The following is a 22732-nucleotide window of genomic DNA, read 5'->3' on the forward strand; positions in this document are numbered from 1 at the left end:
ACCTAAAAAATGAATTTCAAGCTATGATGCAGAAGGTTGCGACACGCCCGGAAGCTTTGCCATGGGGCGCGGCGGGAATTTTTGCGGAGCTAGTCTTGTTTTTTAAAATAGACGAAGGAGGGAACACAATGGCAAAACAAAAGATTCGTATTCGCTTAAAGGCATATGAACATCGTACTTTAGATCAATCTGCTGATAAGATTGTTGAAACAGCAAAGAGAACTGGTGCTGCAATTTCTGGCCCAATTCCATTACCAACAGAGCGTACTTTATATACGGTTATCCGTTCACCACATAAATACAAGGATTCACGTGAACAGTTTGAAATCCGTACACATAAGCGCTTGATTGATATTGTTAATCCAACACCAAAAACGGTTGATTCATTAATGAAGTTAGATCTACCAAGTGGCGTTGATATTGAAATCAAATTATAATTATAAATAAAAATAAATTGGAGGTGTACTCATGACCACAAAAGGAATCTTAGGTAAAAAAGTAGGTATGACACAAGTTTTTACTGAAAATGGCGAATTAGTTCCAGTAACAGTTGTTGAAGTTGGTGCTAACGTTGTTTTACAAGTTAAAACAGTCGAGAATGATGGTTACGAAGCAGTTCAATTAGGCTTTGATGATCTTCGTGAAGTTTTGGCAAACAAACCTGCTAAAGGTCATGCAGCAAAAGCAAAAACTGCTCCTAAGCGCTTCATTCGTGAAATTAAGGATGTTGAGCTTGGAGAATACAAAGTCGGTGACGAAGTCAAGGCAGATGTTTTTGAAACAGGCGACATCGTTAATGTTTCAGGTACATCGAAGGGACATGGCTTCCAAGGTAACATTAAACGTTGGGGACAAGCACGTGGACCTATGGCCCATGGTTCTCGCTATCATCGTCGCCCAGGTTCAATGGGTGTTATTATTAACCGCGTCTTCAAAGGCAAGTTATTGCCAGGACGTATGGGTGGCAAACGCGTAACAATCAAAAACTTAGAGATTGTTAAGGCTGACACAGATAATAATGTTTTGTTAATCAAGGGCAATGTACCAGGTGCAAATAAATCATTACTGACAATCACAGGTTCAACTAAAGAAAACTAATTCGAGGAAGGGAGGAATTTTAAATGCCAACAGTTGCATTATTCAAACAAGATGGTAGCAAAAACGGTGAAGTTAAGTTAAACGAAACTGTTTTTGGTATCGAACCAAATAACAATGTTGTTTTTGATGCAGTCGTTATGCAACGAGCATCATTACGTCAGGGTACACATGCTGTGAAAAACAGAAGTGCTGTTTCTGGCGGTGGAAAAAAACCATGGCGTCAAAAAGGAACAGGTCGTGCCCGCCAAGGATCGATCCGTTCACCACAATGGGTTGGTGGTGGAACAGTATTTGGACCAACACCAAGATCATATAGTTATAAACTTCCTAAAAAGGTTCGTCGTTTAGCAATCAAATCTGTTCTTTCACAAAAAGTATTAGATGAAGGTTTGCTAATAGTAGACAAATTGTCTTTTGAACAACCAAAGACAAAGGCTTTTGCAGAAGTTTTAGATAACTTAAATGTTAATACGAAAGTTTTAGTAGTTCTTGAAGATGGCAATGACTTAGCTGCTCTTTCAGCTCGTAACTTGAAGAATGTTACGGTCGTTGATTCTAAAGGCGTTAATGTCTTAAATGTAATCAACAATGATAAGTTAGTCATGACTCAAGAAGCTCTTTCTCAAGTAGAGGAGGTTCTTGCATAATGGAATCACGCAAAATTATTTTAAAGCCGGTTGTTACTGAAGCATCTATGGCAGATATGGATGATAAGCGCTATACATTTGATGTAGACGTACATGCAACTAAAGTACAAGTCAAAAAAGCTATTGAAGAAATTTTTGATGTTAAAGTTGTTAAAGTAAACATCATGAATGTTAGAGGAAAGCTCAAACGTATGGGTCGTTACGCTGGCTATACGAAAAAGCGCCGCAAAGCTATTGTTACTTTGAGTTCTGACTCAAAAGAAATCAAATTATTCGAAGAATAAAAATAATTAATAGGAGGGAATTCACTTGGGGATCAAAAAATTTAAACCAACCTCAAACGGACGTCGTAATATGACTGGTTCAGATTTTTCTGAAATAACAAAGACAACTCCAGAAAAATCATTACTTGAATCACAAAGCAAAACGGCTGGCCGTAACAGCTATGGTCGTATTACAGTTCGCCATCGTGGTGGCGGACACAAACGTCAATATCGTTTGATCGATTTCAAACGAATTAAAGACGAAGTGCCTGCAACAGTTAAATCTATTGAATATGATCCAAATCGTTCAGCAAATATTGCATTACTTGTGTACGCTGATGGGGTTAAATCATATATTCTTGCACCAAAGGGCCTTGTCGTAGGACAAGTAGTCCAATCTGGTAAAGATGCTGATATCAAAGTTGGTAATACTTTGGCACTTTCTGATATTCCAGTTGGTACAATTGTACACAACATTGAATTAAAGCCAGGAAAGGGCGGACAATTAGTTCGTTCAGCTGGGGCTTCAGCACAAATCCTTGGTAAAGAAGGAAAATATGTGCTTGTTAAGCTTACATCAGGTGAAGTTCGTATGATTCTCGCAACATGTCGCGCATCAATCGGGGCTGTTGGAAATGAACAACATGAACTTATCAAAATTGGTAAAGCTGGTCGTACGCGTTGGGCAGGTAAACGTCCTACAGTTCGTGGTTCAGTAATGAACCCTAACGATCACCCTCATGGTGGTGGTGAAGGTAAAGCTCCTGTTGGTCGTCCAAGTCCTATGTCTCCATGGGGTAAGAAAACGATGGGTTATAAGACTCGTTCTAAGAAGGCCCAATCTGATAAGTTTATTGTACGTAAACGAAATAAATAATTACGGTGTTGGCGCGTAAAGAGTAGAGCTGATCCGAAAGGAGGATTCACATTGAGTCGTAGTTTAAAAAAAGGACCATTTGCAGATGCACATCTTATGAAAAAGATTGAAGCACAAGCAGATCAAGAAAAAAAGACTGTTATTAAGACGTGGTCACGTCGTTCAACAATTTTCCCTAGTTTTATCGGGTATACAATCGCTGTGTATGACGGGCGGAAGCATGTCCCAGTATATGTTCAAGAAGATATGGTCGGACATAAATTAGGTGAATTTGTTCCTACACGTACATTCCATGGTCATGGCAGTGTAGATAAGAAGACAGAAGTAGCTAAGTAAGGGAGGGTATAAAAATGGCTGAACAAGTAACATCAGCAAATGCAACTGCCAAAACAGTTCGAATCCCTGCACGTAAAGCACGTCTGGTGATCGATCTAATCCGCGGTAAAAGTGTCGCTGAAGCATTAGGAATTTTAAAGTTCACACCAAGAGCTGGATCTGAAATTATTGAAAAAGTGCTGAACTCTGCAATTGCAAATGCGGAAAATAACTTTGATTTAGATGTTGAGGATTTGGTAGTAAGTGAAGCCTATGCCAACGAAGGACCAACGCTCAAGCGTTTCCGTCCACGTGCCAAGGGTTCTGCTTCTCCAATTAACAAACGTACAAGTCATATAACTGTTGTTGTATCAGTAAAATAAGGAGGGATAATGCGTGGGTCAAAAAGTAAATCCAACGGGATTACGTGTCGGAATCATTCGTGACTGGGATGCAAAATGGTATGCTGAAAAAGATTTTGCAACTAACTTGCACGAAGATTTACACATCCGTGAATACATTCAAAAAAAGTTAGCCGATGCATCTGTCTCTACCGTTGAAATTGAACGTGCTGCAAAGCGTGTTAATGTTTCAATCCATACAGCAAAACCTGGTATGGTTATCGGTAAAGGTGGATCTGAAGTTGAAAAGCTTCGTAAAGAATTAAATAGTTTAACAGGTAAAAGAGTTCACATTAACATTATTGAGATCAAGAGACCTGATTTAGATGCTCAATTAGTTGGTGAAAACATTGCAGTACAATTGGAAAATCGTGTTGCATTTCGTCGTGCAATGAAGCAAGGTATCCAGCGTACAATGCGTTCTGGTGCAAAAGGAATTAAAGTTCAGGTTGCTGGACGTTTGAACGGGGCAGATATGTCACGTGTAGAACATTTTTCTGAAGGTACAGTTCCATTGCATACACTTCGCGCTGATATCGATTATGCTTGGGTAGAAGCAACCACAACTTATGGTAAATTAGGCGTTAAAGTTTGGATTTATCGTGGTGAAGTTCTTCCTGCAAAGAAAGATAATCGTAAAGGAGGGAAATAGTCTATGTTAGTACCAAAACGTACAAAGCATCGTCGTGAGTTCCGTGGTAAGATGCGTGGCGAAGCAAAGGGCGGTAAGTCTGTTGCTTTTGGTGATTATGGTTTACAAGCTGTTGATTCACATTGGATTACAAACCGCCAAATCGAAGCAGCTCGTGTTGCGATAACACGTTATATGAAACGTGGTGGGAAAGTTTGGATTAAAATTTTCCCTCATAAGTCATACACAGCCAAAGCTATTGGTGTTCGTATGGGTTCTGGGAAAGGTGCTCCTGAAGGTTGGGTAGCTCCAGTAAAACGTGGGAAAATCATGTTTGAAGTAGGCGGCGTTTCCGAAGAAGTTGCTCGTGAAGCATTACGATTAGCTTCCCACAAACTCCCAGTGAAAACTAAGGTTGTAAAACGTGAGGAAGTAGGTGGCGAATCAAATGAAGACTAAAGAAATTAATGAATTAACCACTGCTGAAATGCTTGAAAAAGAGAAACAGTTCAAAGAAGAACTTTTTAATCTGCGCTTCCAATTAGCTACCGGACAATTAGAAAATACGGCACGCTTAGGTGAAGTACGCAAGACGATTGCTCGTATAAAAACAGCATTGCGTCAACAAGAAATCAACAAGTAAGAATACGAAAAGGAGGCAAATAAAGTATGACTGAAGCTCGTAACCAACGTAAAGTCTATCAAGGACGTGTTGTTTCGGACAAAATGGATAAAACAATTGCAGTTGTCGTTGAAACATATAAGAATCATAAAGTTTATGGCAAGCGTGTTAAGTATTCCAAGACATTTAAGGCACACGATGAGAAAAACGAAGCAAAAGTTGGAGATGTCGTGAAAATTATGGAAACTCGTCCATTGTCAGCTACAAAGCGTTTCCGCTTATTAGATGTCGTTGAAAAAGCAGTTATTATTTAGCAATTAGTTGCTAAATAAAATGTACTTTGATTCGTATTCTGATTCGTTAACGAAAGGAGGTCACATACTGTGATCCAACAAGAAAGTCGTTTAAAGGTCGCTGATAACTCGGGTGCTCGTGAACTTTTAGTAATTAAAATTTTGGGTGGTTCTCGTGTTAAGACTGCAAGTATTGGTGACATAGTAGTTGCTACTGTCAAACAAGCAACGCCAGGTGGTGTTGTCAAAAAGAGCGATGTTGTTAAAGCAGTAATTGTTCGTACAAAATTCGGTGCACATCGTGCAGACGGTTCATATATCAAATTCGATGAAAATGCTGCTGTAATCATTGGCGATGACAAATCACCAAAGGGTACACGTATTTTTGGACCAGTTGCTCGTGAATTGCGTGACGGAAACTTCATGAAGATTGTTTCCTTAGCACCTGAGGTATTGTAAAAAAACCATTTTGGTAAGGAGGTGCGGAACAAAATGTTTGTAAAAAAGAATGATAAAGTTAAAGTGATCGCTGGAAAAGATAAGGGTAAAGAAGGCATTGTTGAAAAAGTTTTACCTGAAAAAAACCGCGTGATCGTAAAAGGTGTAAATATTATAAAAAAACATCAAAAACCAACTAATGCCAATCCTAATGGTGGAATCGTTGAAGTTGAGGCACCGATTCATGCTTCAAATGTTATGTTAATTGACCCATCTAATAACGAAGCAACTCGTGCAGGTGTTAAAGTTGTCGACGGCAAAAAAGTCCGTGTATCCAAAAAAACTGGTGAAGTTTTGAATAATGCGCCAGAGGACAAAGAATAGGGAAGGAGGATACTCTCTTCATGGGTAATCGTTTAAAAGAAAAATATGATAAAGAAGTTGTCCCATCTTTAATAGAAAAGTTTAGTTATACTTCAGTTATGCAGGCACCTAAAGTTGATAAAATTGTTATCAATATGGGTGTTGGTGATGCTGTAAGTAATGCTAAGAATTTGGATGAGGCTGTTGAGGAATTAACTTTGATTGCAGGGCAAAAACCTGTTATTACTAAAGCTAAGAAATCAATCGCTGGTTTCCGTTTACGTGAAGGCATGCCAATTGGAACTAAAGTTACTTTACGTGGTCAGCGGATGTACGATTTCTTGGATAAATTAGTTTCAGTCTCATTACCACGTGTTCGTGATTTTCATGGGGTTAGCAAACGTGCATTTGACGGTCGTGGAAACTATACATTGGGTATCCGCGAACAATTGATTTTTCCTGAAATTGATTTTGATGATGTTAATAAAGTTCGTGGAATGGATATTGTCATTGTTACAACTGCTAACAGTGATGAAGAATCTAAAGAATTATTGACGCAATTAGGAATGCCATTCGCTAAATAAAGGGGGTTTCACATTGGCTAAAAAGTCGCAAATTATAAAGAACAAACGCCAAGCTAAGTTCTCGACGCAAGAATATACACGCTGTGAACGTTGTGGTCGTCCACATTCAGTTTATCGCAAGTTTAAGTTATGCCGTGTTTGCCTGAGAGATCTTGCACATAAAGGTCAAATTCCTGGGATGAAAAAGGCTAGCTGGTAATCCAATAAAGTAAAGGAGGGCAAACAAATGGTCATGACTGATCCAATAGCAGACTTCTTGACTCGTGTTCGTAATGCTAATTTAGCAAAGCATGAATCACTTGAAGTACCTGCATCAAAAATTAAGCACGATATTGCTGAAATTCTTAAAAATGAAGGTTTTGTACGTGATGCTGAATATATCGATGATGATAAGCAAGGAATCATTCGTGTGTTCTTAAAATATGGAAAGAACAGTGAACGTGTTATTTCCGGTATCAAGCGTATTTCAAAACCAGGTTTACGTTCATACGTTAAAGCTGACGCAGTCCCTAAAGTATTGAATGGACTCGGGATTGCAATTATCTCTACCTCAGAAGGGGTTATGACAGATAAAGAAGCCCGCGCTAAAAATATTGGCGGCGAAGTATTAGCTTACGTTTGGTAAAATTAGATATCACAAGGAGGTGTAACAACCGTGAGTCGAATTGGTTATAAAGACGTTGTATTACCTGAAGGTGTTGAAGTTAAAACAAACGGCAATGCTGTGACTGTTAAAGGTCCAAAAGGTGAAATTACACGTGAATTTACTGATAAAATTACTATGAAAATAGAAGGTAATGTTGTTTCATTTGATCGTTCAAGTGATGATAGCAAGACTAAAGCTTTGCATGGTACAACAAGAGCTAACTTTCACAATATGGTAGTTGGTGTAACGGAAGGTTTCAAGAAAGAATTGGAACTTCGTGGTGTTGGTTATCGTGCACAAATGAAAGGCAACAAGCTTGTTCTGAATGTTGGTTATTCACATCCAGTTGAGTTTGAAGCTTGGGAAGGTTTGAAGTTAGAGACACCTTCTGCAACTGCAATTACTGTGTCCGGAATTTCAAAGCAAGCTGTTGGAGATTTGGCAGCTCAAATTCGTTTGACTCGTGCACCAGAGCCTTATAAAGGCAAGGGTATCCGTTATGTTGGCGAATATGTTCGTCGTAAGGAAGGTAAGACTGGTAAGTAATCAACAGTCTTAGCGAAACAAGAGAAAAAAATTCAAGAGGTGAATATAGTGATTTCAAAACCAGACAAGAATAAGACACGTCAAAAGCGTCATCTGCGTGTTCGTGGTAAGATATCTGGTACAGCTAAGTGCCCACGCTTAAATGTTTATCGTTCAAACAAAAACATCTACGCTCAAGTAATTGATGACGTAGCGGGTGTGACGCTAGTTAGTGCCTCTACATTAGATAGTGAAGTCAACGGCGGTACAAAGACAGAGCAAGCTGCTTCTGTCGGTGAAGTTGTTGCAAAACGTGCAGCTGAAAAGAGTATCAAAGAAGTAGTTTTTGATCGTGGCGGGGATCTTTACCATGGCCGTATCGAAGCACTTGCTGAATCTGCTCGTAAGAATGGATTAGACTTTTAGGAAAAGGAGGGAAACGCATTTATGACTTTTATTGATCCAGCTCAATTAGATTTAGAAGATCGTGTTGTTGCAATCAATCGTATTACAAAAGTTGTTAAAGGTGGACGTCGTCTGCGTTTTGCAGCTTTAGTTATTGTGGGAGACCACAATGGTCACGTTGGCTTTGGTACTGGTAAAGCGCAAGAAGTTCCTGATGCTATTCGTAAAGCTGTTGAAGCTGCTCGTAAGAACTTAATCAAGGTTCCTATGGTCGAAGAAACACTTCCACATGAAGTTGTTGGCGAATATAGCGGAAGCCGCATTATGTTGAAACCTGCTATTGCTGGTTCTGGAGTTGCTGCCGGTGGTGCAGTTCGTGCCGTTATGGAATTGGCTGGTGTTGCTGATGTAACAAGTAAATCACTTGGCTCAAATACACCAATCAATGTTGTCCGTGCAACGATGGATGGCTTAACAAAAATGAAGAGTGCTGCTGACGTTGCTTCTCTTCGTGGTGTATCAACACAACATTTAGCAGAATAAGGAGGACTTACTTGTGGTTAATTTAAAAGTTACGTTAACGAGTAGTGTCATTGGGCGTCCTCAGAAGCAACGCGACATTGTTAAAGCTCTTGGCTTAGGCCGCGTTCAAAGCTCAGTTGTCCTGCCTGATAATGCTGCAACTCGTGGTGCCGTTGCAAAAATCAATCATTTGGTTGAAGTTACGGTTGCCGACTAATTACTGATGACATGTTATAATATATCAACAAGGAGGTGTCGACCTGATGAAATTGCATGAGTTAAAAGCAAGTGAAGGAGCACGTAAAGTTCGTAATCGTGTTGGACGCGGTACATCGTCTGGTAACGGTAAAACGGCTGGTCGTGGCCAAAAAGGTCAAAAAGCTCGTGGAAAGGTCCGTTTAGGTTTTGAAGGTGGCCAAATGCCATTGTTCCGTCGTATGCCTAAGCGCGGTTTCCAAAATATTAACCGCAAGGAATACGCAGTGGTTAATCTGGAAACACTCGAGAAATTTAACGAAGGAACAGAAGTTACACCAGTATTGCTAGCTGAGAATGGTGTAATCAAAGATGAAAAAGATGGTATAAAAGTTTTAGCTAATGGTAAGTTGACGAAAAAATTAACTGTAAAAGCTAATAAATTCTCAACTGCTGCTAAAGATGCCATTGAAGCAGTTGGCGGTCAAGCTGAGGTGATTTAATGCTTAAAACAATGAAGAACGCCTTAGCTGTGAAAGATATTCGTGAGAAGATTTTGTTTACGTTAGGCGTCTTGATTGTATTTCGTTTAGGCACATATATCACAGTCCCTGGGATCAACGCTAAAGCTTTAGATAGTGTTGCATCTTCAGGGTTAGTTAGTATCTTAAATACTTTTAGTGGTGGCGGCTTAACGAACTATTCAATTTTAGCGATGGGTGTCTCACCATATATAACTGCTCAGATTGTTGTTCAGTTATTACAGATGGATATAGTTCCTCGCTTTGTTGAATGGAGTAAGCAAGGTGAAGTTGGAAGAAGAAAGCTTAACCAGGCCACAAGATATTTAACTATTGTGCTGGCGTTTGTACAGTCAATTGGGATTACAGCGGGCTTTAATGCATTGAGTAGTTTGAATTTAGTTAATAACCCTGGTATGGAAACATACTTTAGTATTGGTTTAATCTTAACTGGAGGTTCAATGTTTACAACTTGGTTAGGAGATATGATTACCGATCGTGGATTTGGTAATGGTATTTCAATGATCATTATGGCCGGTATACTAGCTCGAGTTCCAACAGGTGTTCAACAAATATATACAGAACAATTTTTGGACGCGTCATCGAGCGATTATTGGAAAGGCATTTTGTTTGTTGCTATCTTAATCATCGCTGTGTTGGTCATTGTTGCATTTGTTACATATGTTCAACAGGCTAATTACAAAATTCCAATTCAATATACTCGTCGTTTGGCAGGTGCAACAGAGAGTTCTTATTTACCACTCAAAATAAATGTTGCTGGTGTTATCCCAGTCATTTTTGCGAGCTCTTTTATTGCTACACCACAGACAATTTTAATGGCATTTACGCAAAATCATTCTGAAGATACTTGGTATCGTGTCATGACGAATATTTTTAATATGCAGGCGACAGGTGGAATGATTTTATATACTGTTTTGATTGTTCTCTTTACATTTTTCTATGCTTTTGTGCAAGTTAATCCTGAAAAGCTGTCGGAAAATCTGCAAAAGCAGGGTAGTTATATTCCGAGTGTCTGGCCAGGAAAAGAAACTGAAAAATATGTTTCGCGTTTGTTGATGCGTCTGAGTTCAGTCGGATCCATTTTCTTGGGTCTAGTATCATTGATTCCACTTGTTGCTTCAAATATTTGGGGTCTTGATGAATCTATTGGTTTAGGTGGTACCAGCCTTTTAATTGTTGTTGGTGTTGCTTTGGAATCAATAAGACAGCTCAAGGGTATGATGATGAAACGCGAATATGTTGGTTTTATCAGGTAATATTTTAAAAAGTTCGGCTGCACTTTTGTGGAGCCAACTTTTTAATTTTTGCAGTATTTCTTAATTCACAAGCGTTTGTCGTTTGTCACCTATAAAATTGCTGCAGAATACCTTTTATTAATCACAAATTAAAAAGGAGATTTTTTATAAATGACTGCAATGAATTTAATGCTGATGGGTCTTCCTGGGGCCGGAAAAGGAACACAAGCAGAACGAATCGTTGATCAGTATAAGATTCCCCATATTTCAACTGGAGATATTTTTAGGGCCGCTATCAAAAATGAAACCCCAATGGGTTTAAAAGCAAAAGGCTTTATCGACAAGGGCGAACTTGTTCCTGATGAAGTAACTAATGGAATAGTTAACGAGAGACTGGCCAAGGATGATACAAAAAATGGTTATCTGCTAGATGGCTTTCCGCGCAATATGGACCAAGCAAAGGCATTAGACGAAATTGGACAAGAATTAGATCGAAAATTAGTTGGTGTTATTAATATTCACGTTGACCCAGCGTCTTTGCTAGAACGTCTAACAGGTCGTTATATTTGCCGCAATTGCGGTGCAACTTACCATAAAGTATTTAACCCGACTAAAATCGCAGGTGTCTGTGATCGTTGTGGAGGAAAAGAATTTTTCCAACGTGAAGATGATAAACCAGAAACTGTCAAAAAACGTCTAGATGTGAATATTAAAATGAATACACCATTACTTGACTTTTATAAACAAAAAAATATTTTATATGAAGTAAATGGAAATCAAGAAATTCAAAAAGTCTTTGCTGATGTAAAGAAAATTTTGGATGATTTAAAATAATATTTTTACGTACTGAAGCTTGCAATAATAAGGTTGGGATGATATACTATTCCAGGTTTATCTTTTCTATAGGATTAGTCTGTCCATTTGGATGGATTAGCTTGCGGAAACAAGCGAACCAATCTTTTCGATTGGTTCACGGATTTGCGTGTTAAGTTATAAAACCATTTAAGGAGGTACTTTTGCGTGGCGAAAGATGATGTGATTGAAATTGAGGGTACGATCAAAGAAACGTTACCCAATGCGATGTTCAAGGTTGAACTCGAAAACGGACATGAAATTTTAGCTCACGTTTCAGGTAAGATTAGAATGCATTACATTCGTATTCTGCCTGGCGATAAAGTGACGGTTGAGATGTCCCCTTACGATTTGACTAAGGGTCGCATTACCTATCGCTTTAAATAGATTGTACTTCAAATACATTTGGGAGGTATAATTCATGAAAGTAAGACCATCAGTAAAACCAATGTGCGAACACTGTAAAGTAGTTAAGCGCAAGGGTCGTGTTATGGTTATATGTTCAAATCCAAAACACAAACAACGTCAAGGATAATAAATAATTAGGAGGTGTAATTGTTATGGCTCGTATTGCAGGTGTCGATTTACCACGTGATAAGCGTATCGTAATCGGCTTAACTTACATTTATGGAATCGGTAATTCAAGCGCACAAAAGATTTTGGCAGAAGCAGGTGTTTCTGAAGATATTCGTGTGCGTGATTTAACAACTGATCAGGAAGATAAAATTCGTGCAGTTGTTGATAGCTACAAAGTCGAAGGTGATCTTCGTCGTGAAGTTAGCTTAAATATTAAACGTCTGTCTGAAATTGGCTCATACCGAGGCTTACGTCATCGCCGTCATTTACCTGTTCGTGGTCAAAATACCAAGAACAACGCGCATACACGTAAAGGCCCAGCCGCATCAATTGCCGGCAGAAAAAATTAAATAATATAATAAAAGGAGGTTAGCTAGTTCATGGCAGTTAAAAAAGGTTCACGTAAACGCCGCGTCAAGAAAAATATTGAAAGCGGAATTGCACATATTCATTCAACGTTTAACAATACACTCGTTATGATTACCGATGTTCATGGAAATGCAGTTTCATGGGCATCAGCTGGCTCATTAGGGTTTAGAGGTAGTCGTAAATCAACACCATTTGCTGCTCAAATGGCTGCTGAAGCTGCTGCAAAGGGTTCAATGGAACATGGTATGAAGAGTGTCGAAGTTGCTGTTAAGGGGCCAGGTTCTGGTCGTGAAGCTGCAATTCGTGCTTTACAAACAACAGGTCTTGAAGTGACGTCAATTCGCGATGTTACGCCTGTTCCTCATAATGGGTGTCGTCCTCCAAAACGCCGTCGTGTTTAATGTGGCTCATATTCATTTTGAGGTAAATCTTCATAATGTTTTCGCCAGATTACACGTTACGTTTTGAAAGGGGTAAAGATAAGAATGATCGAATTTGAAAAACCAAAAATTCATAAAATTGAAGAAAGTCCTAATTATGGCAAATTTGTTGTAGAACCTCTTGAACGTGGTTACGGTACAACATTAGGTAATTCTCTTCGCCGAATTCTGCTTTCTTCCTTACCTGGAGCAGCAATAACAAACATTCAAATTGATGGTGTTTTGCATGAATTCTCAACCATAAAAGGAGTACTTGAGGATGTAACGCAAATTATTTTGAATTTGAAAAAAGTTGCTTTGCGTATTGATTCTGAAGAGGATCAGACATTGGAAATCAATGTTACAGGGCCTATAGAAGTTACAGCTGGAGATATTCAGGGCAGCAGTGAAGTTGAAGTCTTGAATCCAGATTTGTACATTTGTACAGTGGCAGAAGGGGCGTCATTCCATGTTCGGATGACTGCTAATACTGGGCGCGGCTACGTTTCAGCTGATGAAAACAAAGCTAAGTCTGATGAAATGCCGATCGGTGTTTTGCCAATCGACTCAATTTATACCCCGATTGAACGTGTCAACTATCAAGTAGAAAAAACGCGTGTTGGTCAAAAAGATGATTATGATAAATTGACGCTTGATGTTTGGACTAATGGTTCTATTACACCAAGTGAGGCGATTAGTTTATCTGCGAAGATTTTAACAGAGCATTTGACTTTATTTGTTGATTTGACTGATGAAGCTAAGAATGCTGAAATCATGGTTGAAAAGGAAGAAACACATAAAGAAAAAATGCTTGAAATGACGATTGAGGAGCTTGATTTATCAGTTCGTTCTTACAACTGTTTGAAGCGTGCAGGTATCAATACTGTTCAAGAGTTAACGAATAAATCAGAGGCTGACATGATGAAAGTTCGTAACTTAGGACGTAAGTCACTTGAAGAGGTTAAAAACAAGTTAATCGATCTTGGTTTATCATTACGTCATGATGACTAATATTTGTTGAGGGAGGGAAATTATTCATGAGTTACCGCAAGTTAGGACGCACAAGCGCTCATCGTAAATCAATGCTGCGTAATTTGACAACGGATTTGATTGTTAACGGAAAAATCGTTACAACTGAAACCCGTGCAAAAGAAGTGCGCAAAACAGCTGAAAAAATGATATCGCTTGGCAAAAAAGGTGATTTGGTTGCACGTCGACGTGCTGCTGCCTTTTTAATGGATGTTGTTGCCGATGTTAAAGAAGATGGCGATGACATTACTATTCAATCGGCTTTGCAAAAGTTATTTGCAGAAGTTGCTCCTCGTTATGCTGAACGCAACGGTGGATATACACGTATTCTCAAGATGAGTGAACGTCGCGGCGATGCTGCTAAGTTAGTTGTTCTTGAGTTAGTCGATTAATATCTAGTTCTATTTGTCACTTTTATAACGATAACTGGGCGTTACGATGTTGGGGTTAAACCGAGTCTAGTCCTAAGTACCATCTTATAGATGGGAAACTTTCGTTATAAAAAGTGATTTTTTATTTCTATAATTTTAATATTTTTACCGAGACTGAGATGTGAAGGCATTTCTTAGTCTCGGTTTTTTTGAAGTTAAAACAAATCTATTAAAAATAGCAATACTGTGGATTGTTTACAGCTGATTTGTCACAGTTATGGTATGATAGTCTGTATAAAAATGTAAGAGGGAGACATCCATGGGAGAACCGATAATTGAGATTTCAGATCTATCTTTTCAGTACCCACAACAAGAACGAGAAGCTTTAAGTCATCTTAATTTGAAAGTTTCTACCGGAGCGTGGGTGGCCGTGATTGGACATAATGGGAGTGGAAAAAGTACTCTCGCAAAATTGATCGATGGTTTGCTTGTTCCTAAAAATGGCACAATAAAAATTGCGGGAACTCAGTTGACGTCAGATACTCTATGGGATATTCGAAAACATATTGGGATGGTATTCCAAAATCCTGATAATCAATTTGTAGGAGCAAATGTTGAAGAAGACGTTGCTTTTGGTTTGGAAAATCAGGGTATTCCAAGAGAACAAATGATTGAACGTGTGAGAACGGCACTTGAAAGCGTAGGTATGTGGGAGTTTGCACAGCACGAGCCTGAACGTTTGTCTGGCGGTCAAAAGCAAAGGGTCGCTTTAGCGGGTGTTATCGCTCTGCGCCCTAAAATAATTATTCTGGATGAAGCAACAAGTATGCTAGATCCTGAAGGAAGAAAAGAAATTATTCAACTTATTAAAAATTTAAATCAAGAAAATGATTTTACCGTTATTTCAATAACTCATGATATCGAAGAAGCATCTCTAGCCCAAAGGGTTGTTGTGATTGATGATGGTGTTTTGGTACAAAATGATAAACCAGAAAATGTGTTTCAACGTGGTGCTGCTTTGATTGAAAGCGGTCTTGATGTTCCATTTTCAGAGAAATTAAAAAATGAAATCAAAAATTATGGAATTAGCGTACCGCAGCAATATCTTACTGAAAAAGGGATGGTGGACTGGTTGTGTCAATTCGTTTCGAAAAATTAAATTATGTCTATCAAGCAGGGACGCCTTTTGAACATGAAGCTTTAAGAAATGTAACTGTTTCTATTCCTGAGGGCAGTTATACGGCTATTATCGGCCATACAGGGAGTGGAAAGTCGACCTTGCTACAACACCTGAATGGACTTTTAAGGCCTTCTAGCGGACGTGTGACGATTGCAGACAAGACGATAACTTCCAGCACGAAGAATAAGGAACTTGGTGAATTAAGAAAGCATGTTGGTATTGTTTTTCAATTTCCTGAAGCACAGCTTTTTGAGGAGACGGTAGTTAAAGACATTGCTTTTGCACCTAAAAATTTTGGTAAGACTAAAGAGGAAGCAGAAAAAATTGCTGTTGAAATGGCTGACTTAGTAGGTTTGCCTGCCAATATTCTTAATGGTTCACCTTTTGAATTGTCTGGTGGACAAATGCGTCGTGTTGCGATTGCTGGTATTTTAGCGATGAAGCCAGACGTTCTGGTTCTCGATGAACCAACAGCGGGTCTTGATCCTAAGGGCCGTCTTGAAATGATGCAAATGTTTGAAAAATTGCATCAGCAACAGCATTTGACGATCGTTTTGGTGACACATCAAATGGATGATGTGGCCAATTACGCAGATCATACAATAGTCTTAGAGAAAGGGGAAGTTATTGCTGCTGCGGCGCCGAAGGAAATCTTTAAAGATCCTCAATGGCTTCTCAAACATCACCTTGCTTTACCTAAAGCAACAAAATTTGCATATGAATTGCAGAAAACCGGAAAGTTTTTTTTCGATAAAATGCCGTTAACAGAAAAAGAGCTTGCGGCTGATATAGTCGATTCCTTGAAGAGAGGGGGCAATCAAACTGAATAAAGTAATTTTAGGCCGCTACATCCCAGGAAAATCGATTATTCACCGACTGGATCCGCGTTCAAAGCTTATTTTAAGTTTTTACTTCATTATTGTTATTTTTCTTGCTAACAACTGGCAGACATATGCACTGCTTTCAGTTTTTACGGTAGCATGTGTTCTCTTATCCAAAGTTAGCTTTAGCTTTTTTTTAAAAGGTGTGAGACCTTTAATTTGGCTTATCTTATTTACTGTAATACTGCAAGTCTTTTTTTCACGTGGAGGAACAGTTTATTGGCAATTTGGCCCTCTATCGCTAACTAGTTCAGGTGTAATTAACGGCAGTTACGTTTTTTGTCGTTTTGTTTTGATTATTTTTATGTCAACGTTATTGACGTTGACAACTGCACCATTAGAGATCGCGGATGCACTGGAAAGTCTTATGTCGCCTTTGAAAAAAATTAAAGTGCCAGTTTATGAAATCTCGTTAATGCTGTCGATTGCCTTGCGTTTTGTTCCAACTTTAATGGATGAAACGGAGAAAATAATGAATGCACAACGTTCAAGGGGAGTTAATTTTGGAGAAGGAAGTATTATGCAGCAGATCAAGGCGGTCGTACCGCTTTTGATTCCGCTGTTTGTCAGTTCTTTTAATCGGGCCGAAGACCTTGCAACGGCAATGGAGGCAAGAGGATATCGTGGCGGAGAAGGGCGAACAAAGTATCGTGTACATTTTTGGAGACTAAAGGATACGTTGGCCTGCGTTGCATTTGTTTTTTTAACAACTATATTATTATATTTGCGAAATTGGTAATGGAATGGTGAGAAAAAGATGACGAATAGATATATGGTTACTCTAGCCTATGATGGTACTAACTTTGCAGGATTTCAGAGTCAACCTAATCAGAGAACTGTTCAGTCGGTGTTGGAAACGGCTGTCAATAAGATGAGCACAGCGCCGTCTTTTGTGCATATTTTTGGGTCAGGAAGAACGGATGCTGGAGTTCATGCGTTGGCGCAGGTTGTTCATTTCGATCTTGAAAATGACATTCCAGAAAAGGGAATTGTAAATGGCTTGAATAGTCTTTTACCTTTGGATATTGAAATTTTAGATGCCAAACGTGTTGCGCCAACATTTCATGCACGTTTCACGACTCATGGCAAACGTTATTTGTATCGTGTTAGTCTAGGACGATTTGTCGATCCGTTCAAACGGTTTTATACTGGACATTATAAATATCCATTGAGCATTGAATTAATGGAGGAAGCTTTACCAGATGTTATTGGGACGCATGATTTTTCAAGTTTTGTTGCTTCTGGAAGTCAAACAAAAAGCCATGTTCGAACTATCTATGATGCAACTGTTAAACAAGATTGCGACAACAGAGAAATTATTTTTGAGTTCTATGGTAATGGTTTTTTGTATAATCAAGTAAGAATTATGGTGGCAGCGCTACTCGAAATTGGAAATGGTAAGCGACCTATTCATGATTTTTTGAGGTTGTATAAAGTAAAGGATCGTAACCAGTGCCGTGCCACTGCTCCAGCCAGTGGATTATATTTAAAAAAGGTCTATTATAAAGAAAACAATGCAAACAATATAACTAATTAATTTTTAATCATTGACTTTAGAGACTAAAAAAAGTATCATAGTATCTGGTATTGTTTGCCCCACAGTAGGCCCCGGAAACTTATTTTGCGTCAAACAAGCATATAAAAATGGAGGAAATAAAACGTGCGTACAACATATATTGCAAAACCAGGTGAAGTGGAACGTAAATGGTATGTCGTAGATGCAACTGATGTTCCACTGGGACGCTTGTCCTCAGTTGTGGCTTCTGTCTTGCGTGGCAAGAATAAGCCGACATTTACGCCTAACGTTGATACAGGTGATTTCGTTATCGTTATTAATGCAGAAAAGATTGGTTTGACAGGTCATAAAGCAGAACGTAAAATTTATTATCATCATACAGATCATCCAGGTGGTTTGAAGAGCCGTACTGCTGGTGAATTCCGTCAAAATGATCCTGAGAAGTTAATTGCTTTATCAATTAAAGGAATGCTTCCAAAAGGAACACTCGGGAAAGCACAAGCTAAGAAGTTGCATGTTTATCGTGGTGCAGATCACAAGCATGAAGCTCAACAACCAGAAGTATTGGATATCACAAACTTAATCTAGGAGGAAACTTAATTGGCTCAAGTACAATATAGAGGAACAGGCCGTCGTAAGGACTCTGTTGCGCGTGTTATTTTAGCACCCGGAACGGGCAAGATTACAATGAACGGCAAATCTGCAGAAGAATATATTCCATTTGCTAACTTACGTAAAGTTATGGTTCAGCCATTTGAAGCTACAGAAACAACAGGTTCATATGATGTTTTTGTTAATGTTAATGGCGGTGGCTTTTCTGGTCAAGCCGGTGCAGTTCGTCATGGAATTGCTCGCGCTTTGCTTGAAATCGACCCAGATTTCCGTGGCGTTTTGAAACGTGCTGGTTTATTAACTCGTGATGCACGTATGAAAGAACGTAAGAAACCAGGTCTTAAGAAAGCTCGTAAAGCTCCACAATTTTCAAAACGTTAATATTTGGTTTATTAAAGTTAAGGACACTTCTCTTTTTTTGGGAGAGGTGTTTTTTTATATACCGATACATAAGTATAATTTAGGCTCTTTGTCAAACATCCTAAAGTAAGAGGTATCAAGATTGTGACGACAATCTTGATACCTCTTTTACTATACTTAAATTGAGGTTGAGGTCGTCAACATCAGTGGAATATAAATTCCGAGTGTCAAACTGGCCCAACAACACGTAGTGAACAGTTAGATTTAGGATGTTGGTCCTTGAGATCGAATATAGAAAATGAACGAATCTGCGAAGTTGTTACCTCAAAAATATATGGAAGGCGATAAAGTGCACGTTTTAGGTATTGATGTGAGTCGTGGAAAGAGTAATTGTGCTCTTTTACACGATCATACGGTTGTTAAGGAATTTCAGATTATCCATAATAAATCTGGATTGGCAAAGCTCAAGTCAATAATTGCGAGTGATTTGCCAGTCATGGCAGTATTTGAAACGACTGGTATTTATTCTAGAGTTCTTACTCGTTTTTTCATCGATGAAGAAATGAATTACCTTGAAATAAATCCTTTGGAGTCCTCAATTCGCATGGCGGGGTTGAGAAGGCAAAAGACAGACCGTTCAGATACAGTTAAACTAGCACTCCTGGGAATTGTTGATCAGAAGTCACTGATTCATGGTCGTAGACCATATTCAAGGCCATATGAGCAACTTCATTTAATGGCACACCGCTATCTAGAAATAACTAAGGAGAGATCCCAGATTATCAATCATTTACATGCCGCACTTGATCAAACGTTTCCCGAGTTAAACGATATATTTAACCCAATTCGATCAGTGCTCGGCTTAACTTTTGTTAGCCTCTTTCCCCACCCTGATTTTTTAATAGGATATATTCCAGGAACGATGGCAAAACAAATCATTAGCTCGGTAAGTCATAAAATCCGTTCGGATTTAATTGTACGTAGATGCAAAGGAGTCTGGCAAGCAGGCCAATTATCATATCCTGCACAATCTGCAGACTCATTTATAATTAGCCAAATCCATAGTTATTGCGAAGAGATTCAGCAATATAATCAGGCCCATGACTTATTAAAGCGCCAATTGATCAATTACGCGAAAACTTTTCCGGAGTTTAAACTCATTACGAGTATTCCTGGGGCGGGAGAAATATCAACGGCGCTGTTACTAGGCTTTACAGGAAAAATAGCGAGATTCCCAAGCTATAAGCAATTAAATGCTTACGTTGGAATAGATTTACGACGAATCCAATCCGGAGGATTCAAAGAAGCTGATCGGATTAATCGGAGAGGTCAAAGTAGTGCCCGTTATATTATGTTTGAAATGATTAGATCTATGCTTAGAAATAAAGCACGTATTGATAATCACATTGTAGATTACTACTATAAGCTAAAAAAAGGACCACACCCTAAACCGGATATGGTTGCCATGATTGCTTGTGTGAACAGACTTGATAGGACGATTATGAATTTGGTCCGCACAAACCAAATTTATAATTACGCGAGAACTTCCCGTTAAGCAGACTATTTAAATACCAGTATAGTTGATATTTATGACAGTTTTTTCTCGTTAAAAGCTATCACTTTTTAGTGTACTCTTTTTTAATTGAGTTGGTATTTGACATCATATTAGAACCGCTGTTGATGAGAAATTTTTATGAGAAAATCAATTCATTTTCGAATTGGTTTAAGCAGAAATATCCAAACCAAATTTGCCCTTCAACACCAACGGTGTATCGATATATTGATGACAATCGACTATCATTACGCAATCAAGATTTACCCATGAAACTACGCCGTAGGATCAAACATCATGGTCGTCATCATAACCGAACAAATAAGAAAATCTTGGGTCAATCAATTGAACTTTGTCCATCGGTTGTTGAGAGTCGTTCTGAGTGTGGCCATTGGGAAGGTGACTTGGTCAAAGCAAAACGGGTTGAATCTGAACCAGCACTAATGACGTTGACAGAACGTTACAGCCGTTTAGAGATCATTGTCAAGTTACCCAATTATCATGAACAGACCTGTCAAAGGGCACTTCAGGCAATTATTGATGATTACGAATCACAGCACTTTCACACTGTTACTTTTGATAATGGCAGTGAGTTCTCTTTGTTAAACGATGTTTCTGGAACAAATATCTACTTTGCACATCCATATTCTCCTTGGGAACGTGGGACTAATGAAAATACCAATGGTCTTCTACGTGAGTTCTTTCCAAAGGGAAAATCATTCAAAAACTCATCACTAGTTGATATTCAGGAAGTTCAGTACACACTTAATCACCGTCCAAGAAAGTGCTTGGGGTATAAATGCCCTGCGGACATTGTTCCCGAACTAGCTGACTAGCTATACCAATTTATTAGAATAGATCAAAGTGTTGCACTTGGTTTGACAATTCAGGTTTATTTAATATCAGTAAAGAGGATAAAGAATTAGCAAATCAATTATTCAATGCCTCTGAAAATATGTTTGAAGTAAACAATTCAGCTCTTTGTCGATACTGGTATAAAGTAGATATTAAAGAGGGTGTTAAATAATTGGCAGCTAACGTACAGGGTATTTTGACAGGTATGTTAATTGTGGTGTGGATGGTATATTCTGTGGCAGACCACCTAGTGTTAGGAGATTGGCGGATTGGTAAAAAAGACTCAAAATCAACATATCAAGTTGTTTGGGCGGTGTTAACCATAACAGCAATTATAAATATTTTAGAGGGGATTCTTAGATTTTGGTAGAAGAAAAGGAATTATACGCAAATAAGTTAAGGCTAACAAAATTATTTGTGACCTTCAGGGAGCGCAGTGGAATAATTTATTGGCTTAACAAGTATGTAGAAATAGATAAATAATTGAGGAGGAGGTGGTGGTTATTAGAATACGGGGGTCACCATACTACTAAGTAAACATATAGGGTATACAAATAAAAGGCTATGTCACTAGAAAATTGGATGTAGCTGGACAAGCTAAAAAGCTAATATAATTAAGGGAGAGATTTATATTTATGTTTAATCGGTATGCAGATGTTTTATCAAATTTACCAACTTATTCAAAAAATGTTTTTAAAAAAGGTTATTTAAAGTGGTTGTTTAATCAGTGTAAGGGGTGGGGGAAATTAAGTTATGGATTGCTTGTGTTTAATCTTATTTTACAAACCATCTCTTTGTTCCAATCTTATGCAGTTAACCCGACAGTAGCAATCCTAGGCTTTATTGGTGGAAACCTTTCAGTTGCCTGCGTAATCGGAATTTCGAATCGATCTGGGATTCAAGGTTGGTTAGGAGCAACGTCAGCTGTTTGCATTGCTTCAGTAGGCTTTATGGCAGGAAATTATGCAACTGCTTGGGAGCAAATTGGGTATTTGCTTTTCCTTGATTTTTTCTGTATTTTAGATCCGAAATGGAATGATAATATTCAAGCTGAAAAACTTAAGAACCGATTTGAATGGATAGCATACATTGGTTTCTTCGTTTTGGCATGGGGAGTTCTCTACTATATCTTTAGTTTAACTAGTGATCCGCGTGTTTTCTTAGATAGTTTAAATTTGGCAATGGCCATCACTGGATCATTGCTAGAATTGAATCGAAAACGTGAACAGTATTTTGTATGGACTATTAGTTCTGTGTTTACAATTGCTCTATGGACACAAACAATGTTGCAGGGAGATGGTAATTTCGCTTTGATCTTTAGTTATAGTGTGTTCTTCTTAAATGATATGTATGCATTCTTTAGTAAAAAAGGTTGGTTTCGCGGACAAAATGAAACAGGAAAAATGACAGTTAAATAATTTTTTAAATGTATATCAAGACTTTTGTCTTGATTATTTTTATGCAAAAAATACACAAAAAAATTTGTACTATTATTTAATAAATTATGCTCCTATCCTAGTATTTGGTACATAAATTTCTGAACAGTTGTGCCATAATT

The 22732-nt window shown here is 38.4% G+C and carries 38 protein-coding genes and 1 pseudogene; all 39 read left to right on the plus strand.

Features of this window, described 5'->3' with window-relative positions:
• Window positions 1–128: 128 nt before the first annotated feature.
• The 39 genes and pseudogenes from rpsJ (at window position 129) to pnuC (ending at window position 22592) form a co-directional block, all read left to right on the plus strand.
• Window positions 129–437 (plus strand): 30S ribosomal protein S10, encoded by a 309-nt coding sequence (rpsJ, locus tag FD20_RS08890; RefSeq protein ID WP_034989694.1) that lies wholly within the window; start codon window positions 129–131, stop codon window positions 435–437.
• A 31-nt stretch (window positions 438–468) separates the two neighbouring features.
• Window positions 469–1098, plus strand: coding sequence for a 50S ribosomal protein L3 (gene rplC / locus FD20_RS08895; RefSeq protein WP_057737826.1), 630 nt, complete (start codon window positions 469–471; stop codon window positions 1096–1098).
• A 23-nt stretch (window positions 1099–1121) separates the two neighbouring features.
• Window positions 1122–1745 carry a 50S ribosomal protein L4 gene (gene rplD, locus FD20_RS08900; RefSeq protein WP_057737828.1) on the plus strand — a complete coding sequence of 208 codons (624 nt, stop codon included), beginning with the start codon at window positions 1122–1124 and terminating at the stop codon, window positions 1743–1745.
• Window positions 1745–2029 (plus strand): 50S ribosomal protein L23, encoded by a 285-nt coding sequence (gene rplW, locus FD20_RS08905; protein WP_057737830.1) that lies wholly within the window; start codon window positions 1745–1747, stop codon window positions 2027–2029. The genes rplD and rplW overlap by 1 nt, the downstream gene beginning before the upstream one ends.
• Before the next feature lie 25 nt (window positions 2030–2054).
• Window positions 2055–2885: a 50S ribosomal protein L2 gene (gene rplB, locus FD20_RS08910; RefSeq protein WP_057737832.1), complete on the plus strand. Its 831-nt coding sequence runs from the start codon at window positions 2055–2057 to the stop codon at window positions 2883–2885.
• A gap of 51 nt (window positions 2886–2936) precedes the next feature.
• Window positions 2937–3221, plus strand: a complete 285-nt coding sequence (gene rpsS / locus FD20_RS08915) for a 30S ribosomal protein S19 (RefSeq protein ID WP_057737834.1) — start codon at window positions 2937–2939, stop codon at window positions 3219–3221.
• Between the two features lie 14 nt (window positions 3222–3235).
• A complete protein-coding gene (gene rplV / locus FD20_RS08920) occupies window positions 3236–3583 on the plus strand; it encodes a 50S ribosomal protein L22 (RefSeq protein ID WP_057737836.1) in 348 nt (115 codons plus the stop codon).
• A 13-nt stretch (window positions 3584–3596) separates the two neighbouring features.
• Window positions 3597–4253 carry a 30S ribosomal protein S3 gene (rpsC, locus tag FD20_RS08925; protein ID WP_057737838.1) on the plus strand — a complete coding sequence of 219 codons (657 nt, stop codon included), beginning with the start codon at window positions 3597–3599 and terminating at the stop codon, window positions 4251–4253.
• A 3-nt stretch (window positions 4254–4256) separates the two neighbouring features.
• On the plus strand, window positions 4257–4691 hold the full coding sequence (gene rplP, locus FD20_RS08930; RefSeq protein WP_057737840.1) for a 50S ribosomal protein L16: 435 nt from the start codon (window positions 4257–4259) through the stop codon (window positions 4689–4691).
• Window positions 4681–4875: a 50S ribosomal protein L29 gene (rpmC, locus tag FD20_RS08935; RefSeq protein ID WP_057737842.1), complete on the plus strand. Its 195-nt coding sequence runs from the start codon at window positions 4681–4683 to the stop codon at window positions 4873–4875. The genes rplP and rpmC overlap by 11 nt, the downstream gene beginning before the upstream one ends.
• Before the next feature lie 26 nt (window positions 4876–4901).
• Window positions 4902–5168: a 30S ribosomal protein S17 gene (rpsQ, locus tag FD20_RS08940; protein WP_057737844.1), complete on the plus strand. Its 267-nt coding sequence runs from the start codon at window positions 4902–4904 to the stop codon at window positions 5166–5168.
• Between the two features lie 69 nt (window positions 5169–5237).
• A complete protein-coding gene (gene rplN, locus FD20_RS08945) occupies window positions 5238–5606 on the plus strand; it encodes a 50S ribosomal protein L14 (protein ID WP_057737846.1) in 369 nt (122 codons plus the stop codon).
• Between the two features lie 33 nt (window positions 5607–5639).
• Window positions 5640–5969: a 50S ribosomal protein L24 gene (gene rplX / locus FD20_RS08950; RefSeq protein ID WP_057737848.1), complete on the plus strand. Its 330-nt coding sequence runs from the start codon at window positions 5640–5642 to the stop codon at window positions 5967–5969.
• Between the two features lie 20 nt (window positions 5970–5989).
• Window positions 5990–6532 (plus strand): 50S ribosomal protein L5, encoded by a 543-nt coding sequence (rplE, locus tag FD20_RS08955; protein WP_057737850.1) that lies wholly within the window; start codon window positions 5990–5992, stop codon window positions 6530–6532.
• A 13-nt stretch (window positions 6533–6545) separates the two neighbouring features.
• The gene (locus tag FD20_RS08960) at window positions 6546–6731 is read left to right on the plus strand and encodes a type Z 30S ribosomal protein S14 (protein ID WP_034989709.1); all 186 of its coding nucleotides are present in this window, start codon (window positions 6546–6548) and stop codon (window positions 6729–6731) included.
• Between the two features lie 27 nt (window positions 6732–6758).
• Window positions 6759–7157 carry a 30S ribosomal protein S8 gene (rpsH, locus tag FD20_RS08965; RefSeq protein ID WP_057737852.1) on the plus strand — a complete coding sequence of 133 codons (399 nt, stop codon included), beginning with the start codon at window positions 6759–6761 and terminating at the stop codon, window positions 7155–7157.
• 30 nt (window positions 7158–7187) lie between these two features.
• On the plus strand, window positions 7188–7724 hold the full coding sequence (rplF, locus tag FD20_RS08970; protein WP_057737854.1) for a 50S ribosomal protein L6: 537 nt from the start codon (window positions 7188–7190) through the stop codon (window positions 7722–7724).
• 39 nt (window positions 7725–7763) lie between these two features.
• Window positions 7764–8129, plus strand: coding sequence for a 50S ribosomal protein L18 (gene rplR, locus FD20_RS08975; RefSeq protein ID WP_057737856.1), 366 nt, complete (start codon window positions 7764–7766; stop codon window positions 8127–8129).
• A 21-nt stretch (window positions 8130–8150) separates the two neighbouring features.
• Window positions 8151–8651 (plus strand): 30S ribosomal protein S5, encoded by a 501-nt coding sequence (gene rpsE / locus FD20_RS08980; protein WP_057737858.1) that lies wholly within the window; start codon window positions 8151–8153, stop codon window positions 8649–8651.
• A 13-nt stretch (window positions 8652–8664) separates the two neighbouring features.
• A complete protein-coding gene (gene rpmD, locus FD20_RS08985; protein ID WP_057737860.1) occupies window positions 8665–8847 on the plus strand; it encodes a 50S ribosomal protein L30 in 183 nt (60 codons plus the stop codon).
• 46 nt (window positions 8848–8893) lie between these two features.
• Complete coding sequence (rplO, locus tag FD20_RS08990; protein ID WP_057737862.1) at window positions 8894–9328, plus strand: 50S ribosomal protein L15; 435 nt, start codon at window positions 8894–8896, stop codon at window positions 9326–9328.
• Entirely contained in the window at window positions 9328–10623 is a 1296-nt protein-coding gene (secY, locus tag FD20_RS08995) for a preprotein translocase subunit SecY (RefSeq protein ID WP_057737864.1), read from the plus strand. Before rplO ends, secY begins: the two co-directional genes overlap by 1 nt.
• A 159-nt stretch (window positions 10624–10782) precedes the next feature.
• Window positions 10783–11436 (plus strand): adenylate kinase, encoded by a 654-nt coding sequence (locus FD20_RS09000; protein WP_057737894.1) that lies wholly within the window; start codon window positions 10783–10785, stop codon window positions 11434–11436.
• Between the two features lie 186 nt (window positions 11437–11622).
• Window positions 11623–11841: a translation initiation factor IF-1 gene (infA, locus tag FD20_RS09005; RefSeq protein ID WP_003689399.1), complete on the plus strand. Its 219-nt coding sequence runs from the start codon at window positions 11623–11625 to the stop codon at window positions 11839–11841.
• Between the two features lie 34 nt (window positions 11842–11875).
• Entirely contained in the window at window positions 11876–11989 is a 114-nt protein-coding gene (rpmJ, locus tag FD20_RS09010; protein WP_057737866.1) for a 50S ribosomal protein L36, read from the plus strand.
• Between the two features lie 25 nt (window positions 11990–12014).
• Window positions 12015–12380, plus strand: a complete 366-nt coding sequence (rpsM, locus tag FD20_RS09015; RefSeq protein ID WP_057737868.1) for a 30S ribosomal protein S13 — start codon at window positions 12015–12017, stop codon at window positions 12378–12380.
• 30 nt (window positions 12381–12410) lie between these two features.
• On the plus strand, window positions 12411–12800 hold the full coding sequence (gene rpsK, locus FD20_RS09020; protein ID WP_057737870.1) for a 30S ribosomal protein S11: 390 nt from the start codon (window positions 12411–12413) through the stop codon (window positions 12798–12800).
• Between the two features lie 84 nt (window positions 12801–12884).
• Window positions 12885–13829 (plus strand): DNA-directed RNA polymerase subunit alpha, encoded by a 945-nt coding sequence (locus FD20_RS09025; RefSeq protein WP_057737872.1) that lies wholly within the window; start codon window positions 12885–12887, stop codon window positions 13827–13829.
• Window positions 13830–13855: 26 nt separating this feature from the next.
• On the plus strand, window positions 13856–14239 hold the full coding sequence (rplQ, locus tag FD20_RS09030) for a 50S ribosomal protein L17 (RefSeq protein ID WP_057737874.1): 384 nt from the start codon (window positions 13856–13858) through the stop codon (window positions 14237–14239).
• 298 nt (window positions 14240–14537) lie between these two features.
• Window positions 14538–15377 carry an energy-coupling factor ABC transporter ATP-binding protein gene (locus FD20_RS09035; protein WP_057737876.1) on the plus strand — a complete coding sequence of 280 codons (840 nt, stop codon included), beginning with the start codon at window positions 14538–14540 and terminating at the stop codon, window positions 15375–15377.
• Entirely contained in the window at window positions 15353–16228 is an 876-nt protein-coding gene (locus tag FD20_RS09040) for an energy-coupling factor ABC transporter ATP-binding protein (protein WP_057737878.1), read from the plus strand. Before FD20_RS09035 ends, FD20_RS09040 begins: the two co-directional genes overlap by 25 nt.
• Window positions 16221–17018, plus strand: coding sequence for an energy-coupling factor transporter transmembrane component T family protein (locus FD20_RS09045; RefSeq protein ID WP_057737880.1), 798 nt, complete (start codon window positions 16221–16223; stop codon window positions 17016–17018). Before FD20_RS09040 ends, FD20_RS09045 begins: the two co-directional genes overlap by 8 nt.
• An 18-nt stretch (window positions 17019–17036) precedes the next feature.
• A complete protein-coding gene (truA, locus tag FD20_RS09050; RefSeq protein WP_057737882.1) occupies window positions 17037–17816 on the plus strand; it encodes a tRNA pseudouridine(38-40) synthase TruA in 780 nt (259 codons plus the stop codon).
• A gap of 123 nt (window positions 17817–17939) precedes the next feature.
• Window positions 17940–18383 carry a 50S ribosomal protein L13 gene (gene rplM / locus FD20_RS09055; protein ID WP_057737884.1) on the plus strand — a complete coding sequence of 148 codons (444 nt, stop codon included), beginning with the start codon at window positions 17940–17942 and terminating at the stop codon, window positions 18381–18383.
• 12 nt (window positions 18384–18395) lie between these two features.
• On the plus strand, window positions 18396–18788 hold the full coding sequence (gene rpsI, locus FD20_RS09060; RefSeq protein ID WP_057737886.1) for a 30S ribosomal protein S9: 393 nt from the start codon (window positions 18396–18398) through the stop codon (window positions 18786–18788).
• Between the two features lie 277 nt (window positions 18789–19065).
• A complete protein-coding gene (locus FD20_RS09065; RefSeq protein WP_235807748.1) occupies window positions 19066–20322 on the plus strand; it encodes an IS110 family RNA-guided transposase in 1257 nt (418 codons plus the stop codon).
• Between the two features lie 146 nt (window positions 20323–20468).
• Window positions 20469–21155: pseudogene (locus FD20_RS09070) on the plus strand (IS30 family transposase); the annotation flags it as partial.
• Between the two features lie 191 nt (window positions 21156–21346).
• A complete protein-coding gene (locus FD20_RS09075; protein ID WP_057737890.1) occupies window positions 21347–21544 on the plus strand; it encodes a hypothetical protein in 198 nt (65 codons plus the stop codon).
• A gap of 265 nt (window positions 21545–21809) precedes the next feature.
• Window positions 21810–22592: a nicotinamide riboside transporter PnuC gene (pnuC, locus tag FD20_RS09080; RefSeq protein ID WP_057737892.1), complete on the plus strand. Its 783-nt coding sequence runs from the start codon at window positions 21810–21812 to the stop codon at window positions 22590–22592.
• Window positions 22593–22732 lie beyond the last annotated feature (140 nt).

Source organism: Liquorilactobacillus uvarum DSM 19971 (genome assembly GCF_001434935.1).
In the GTDB taxonomy this organism is placed as follows: Bacteria; Bacillota; Bacilli; order Lactobacillales; family Lactobacillaceae; genus Liquorilactobacillus; species Liquorilactobacillus uvarum.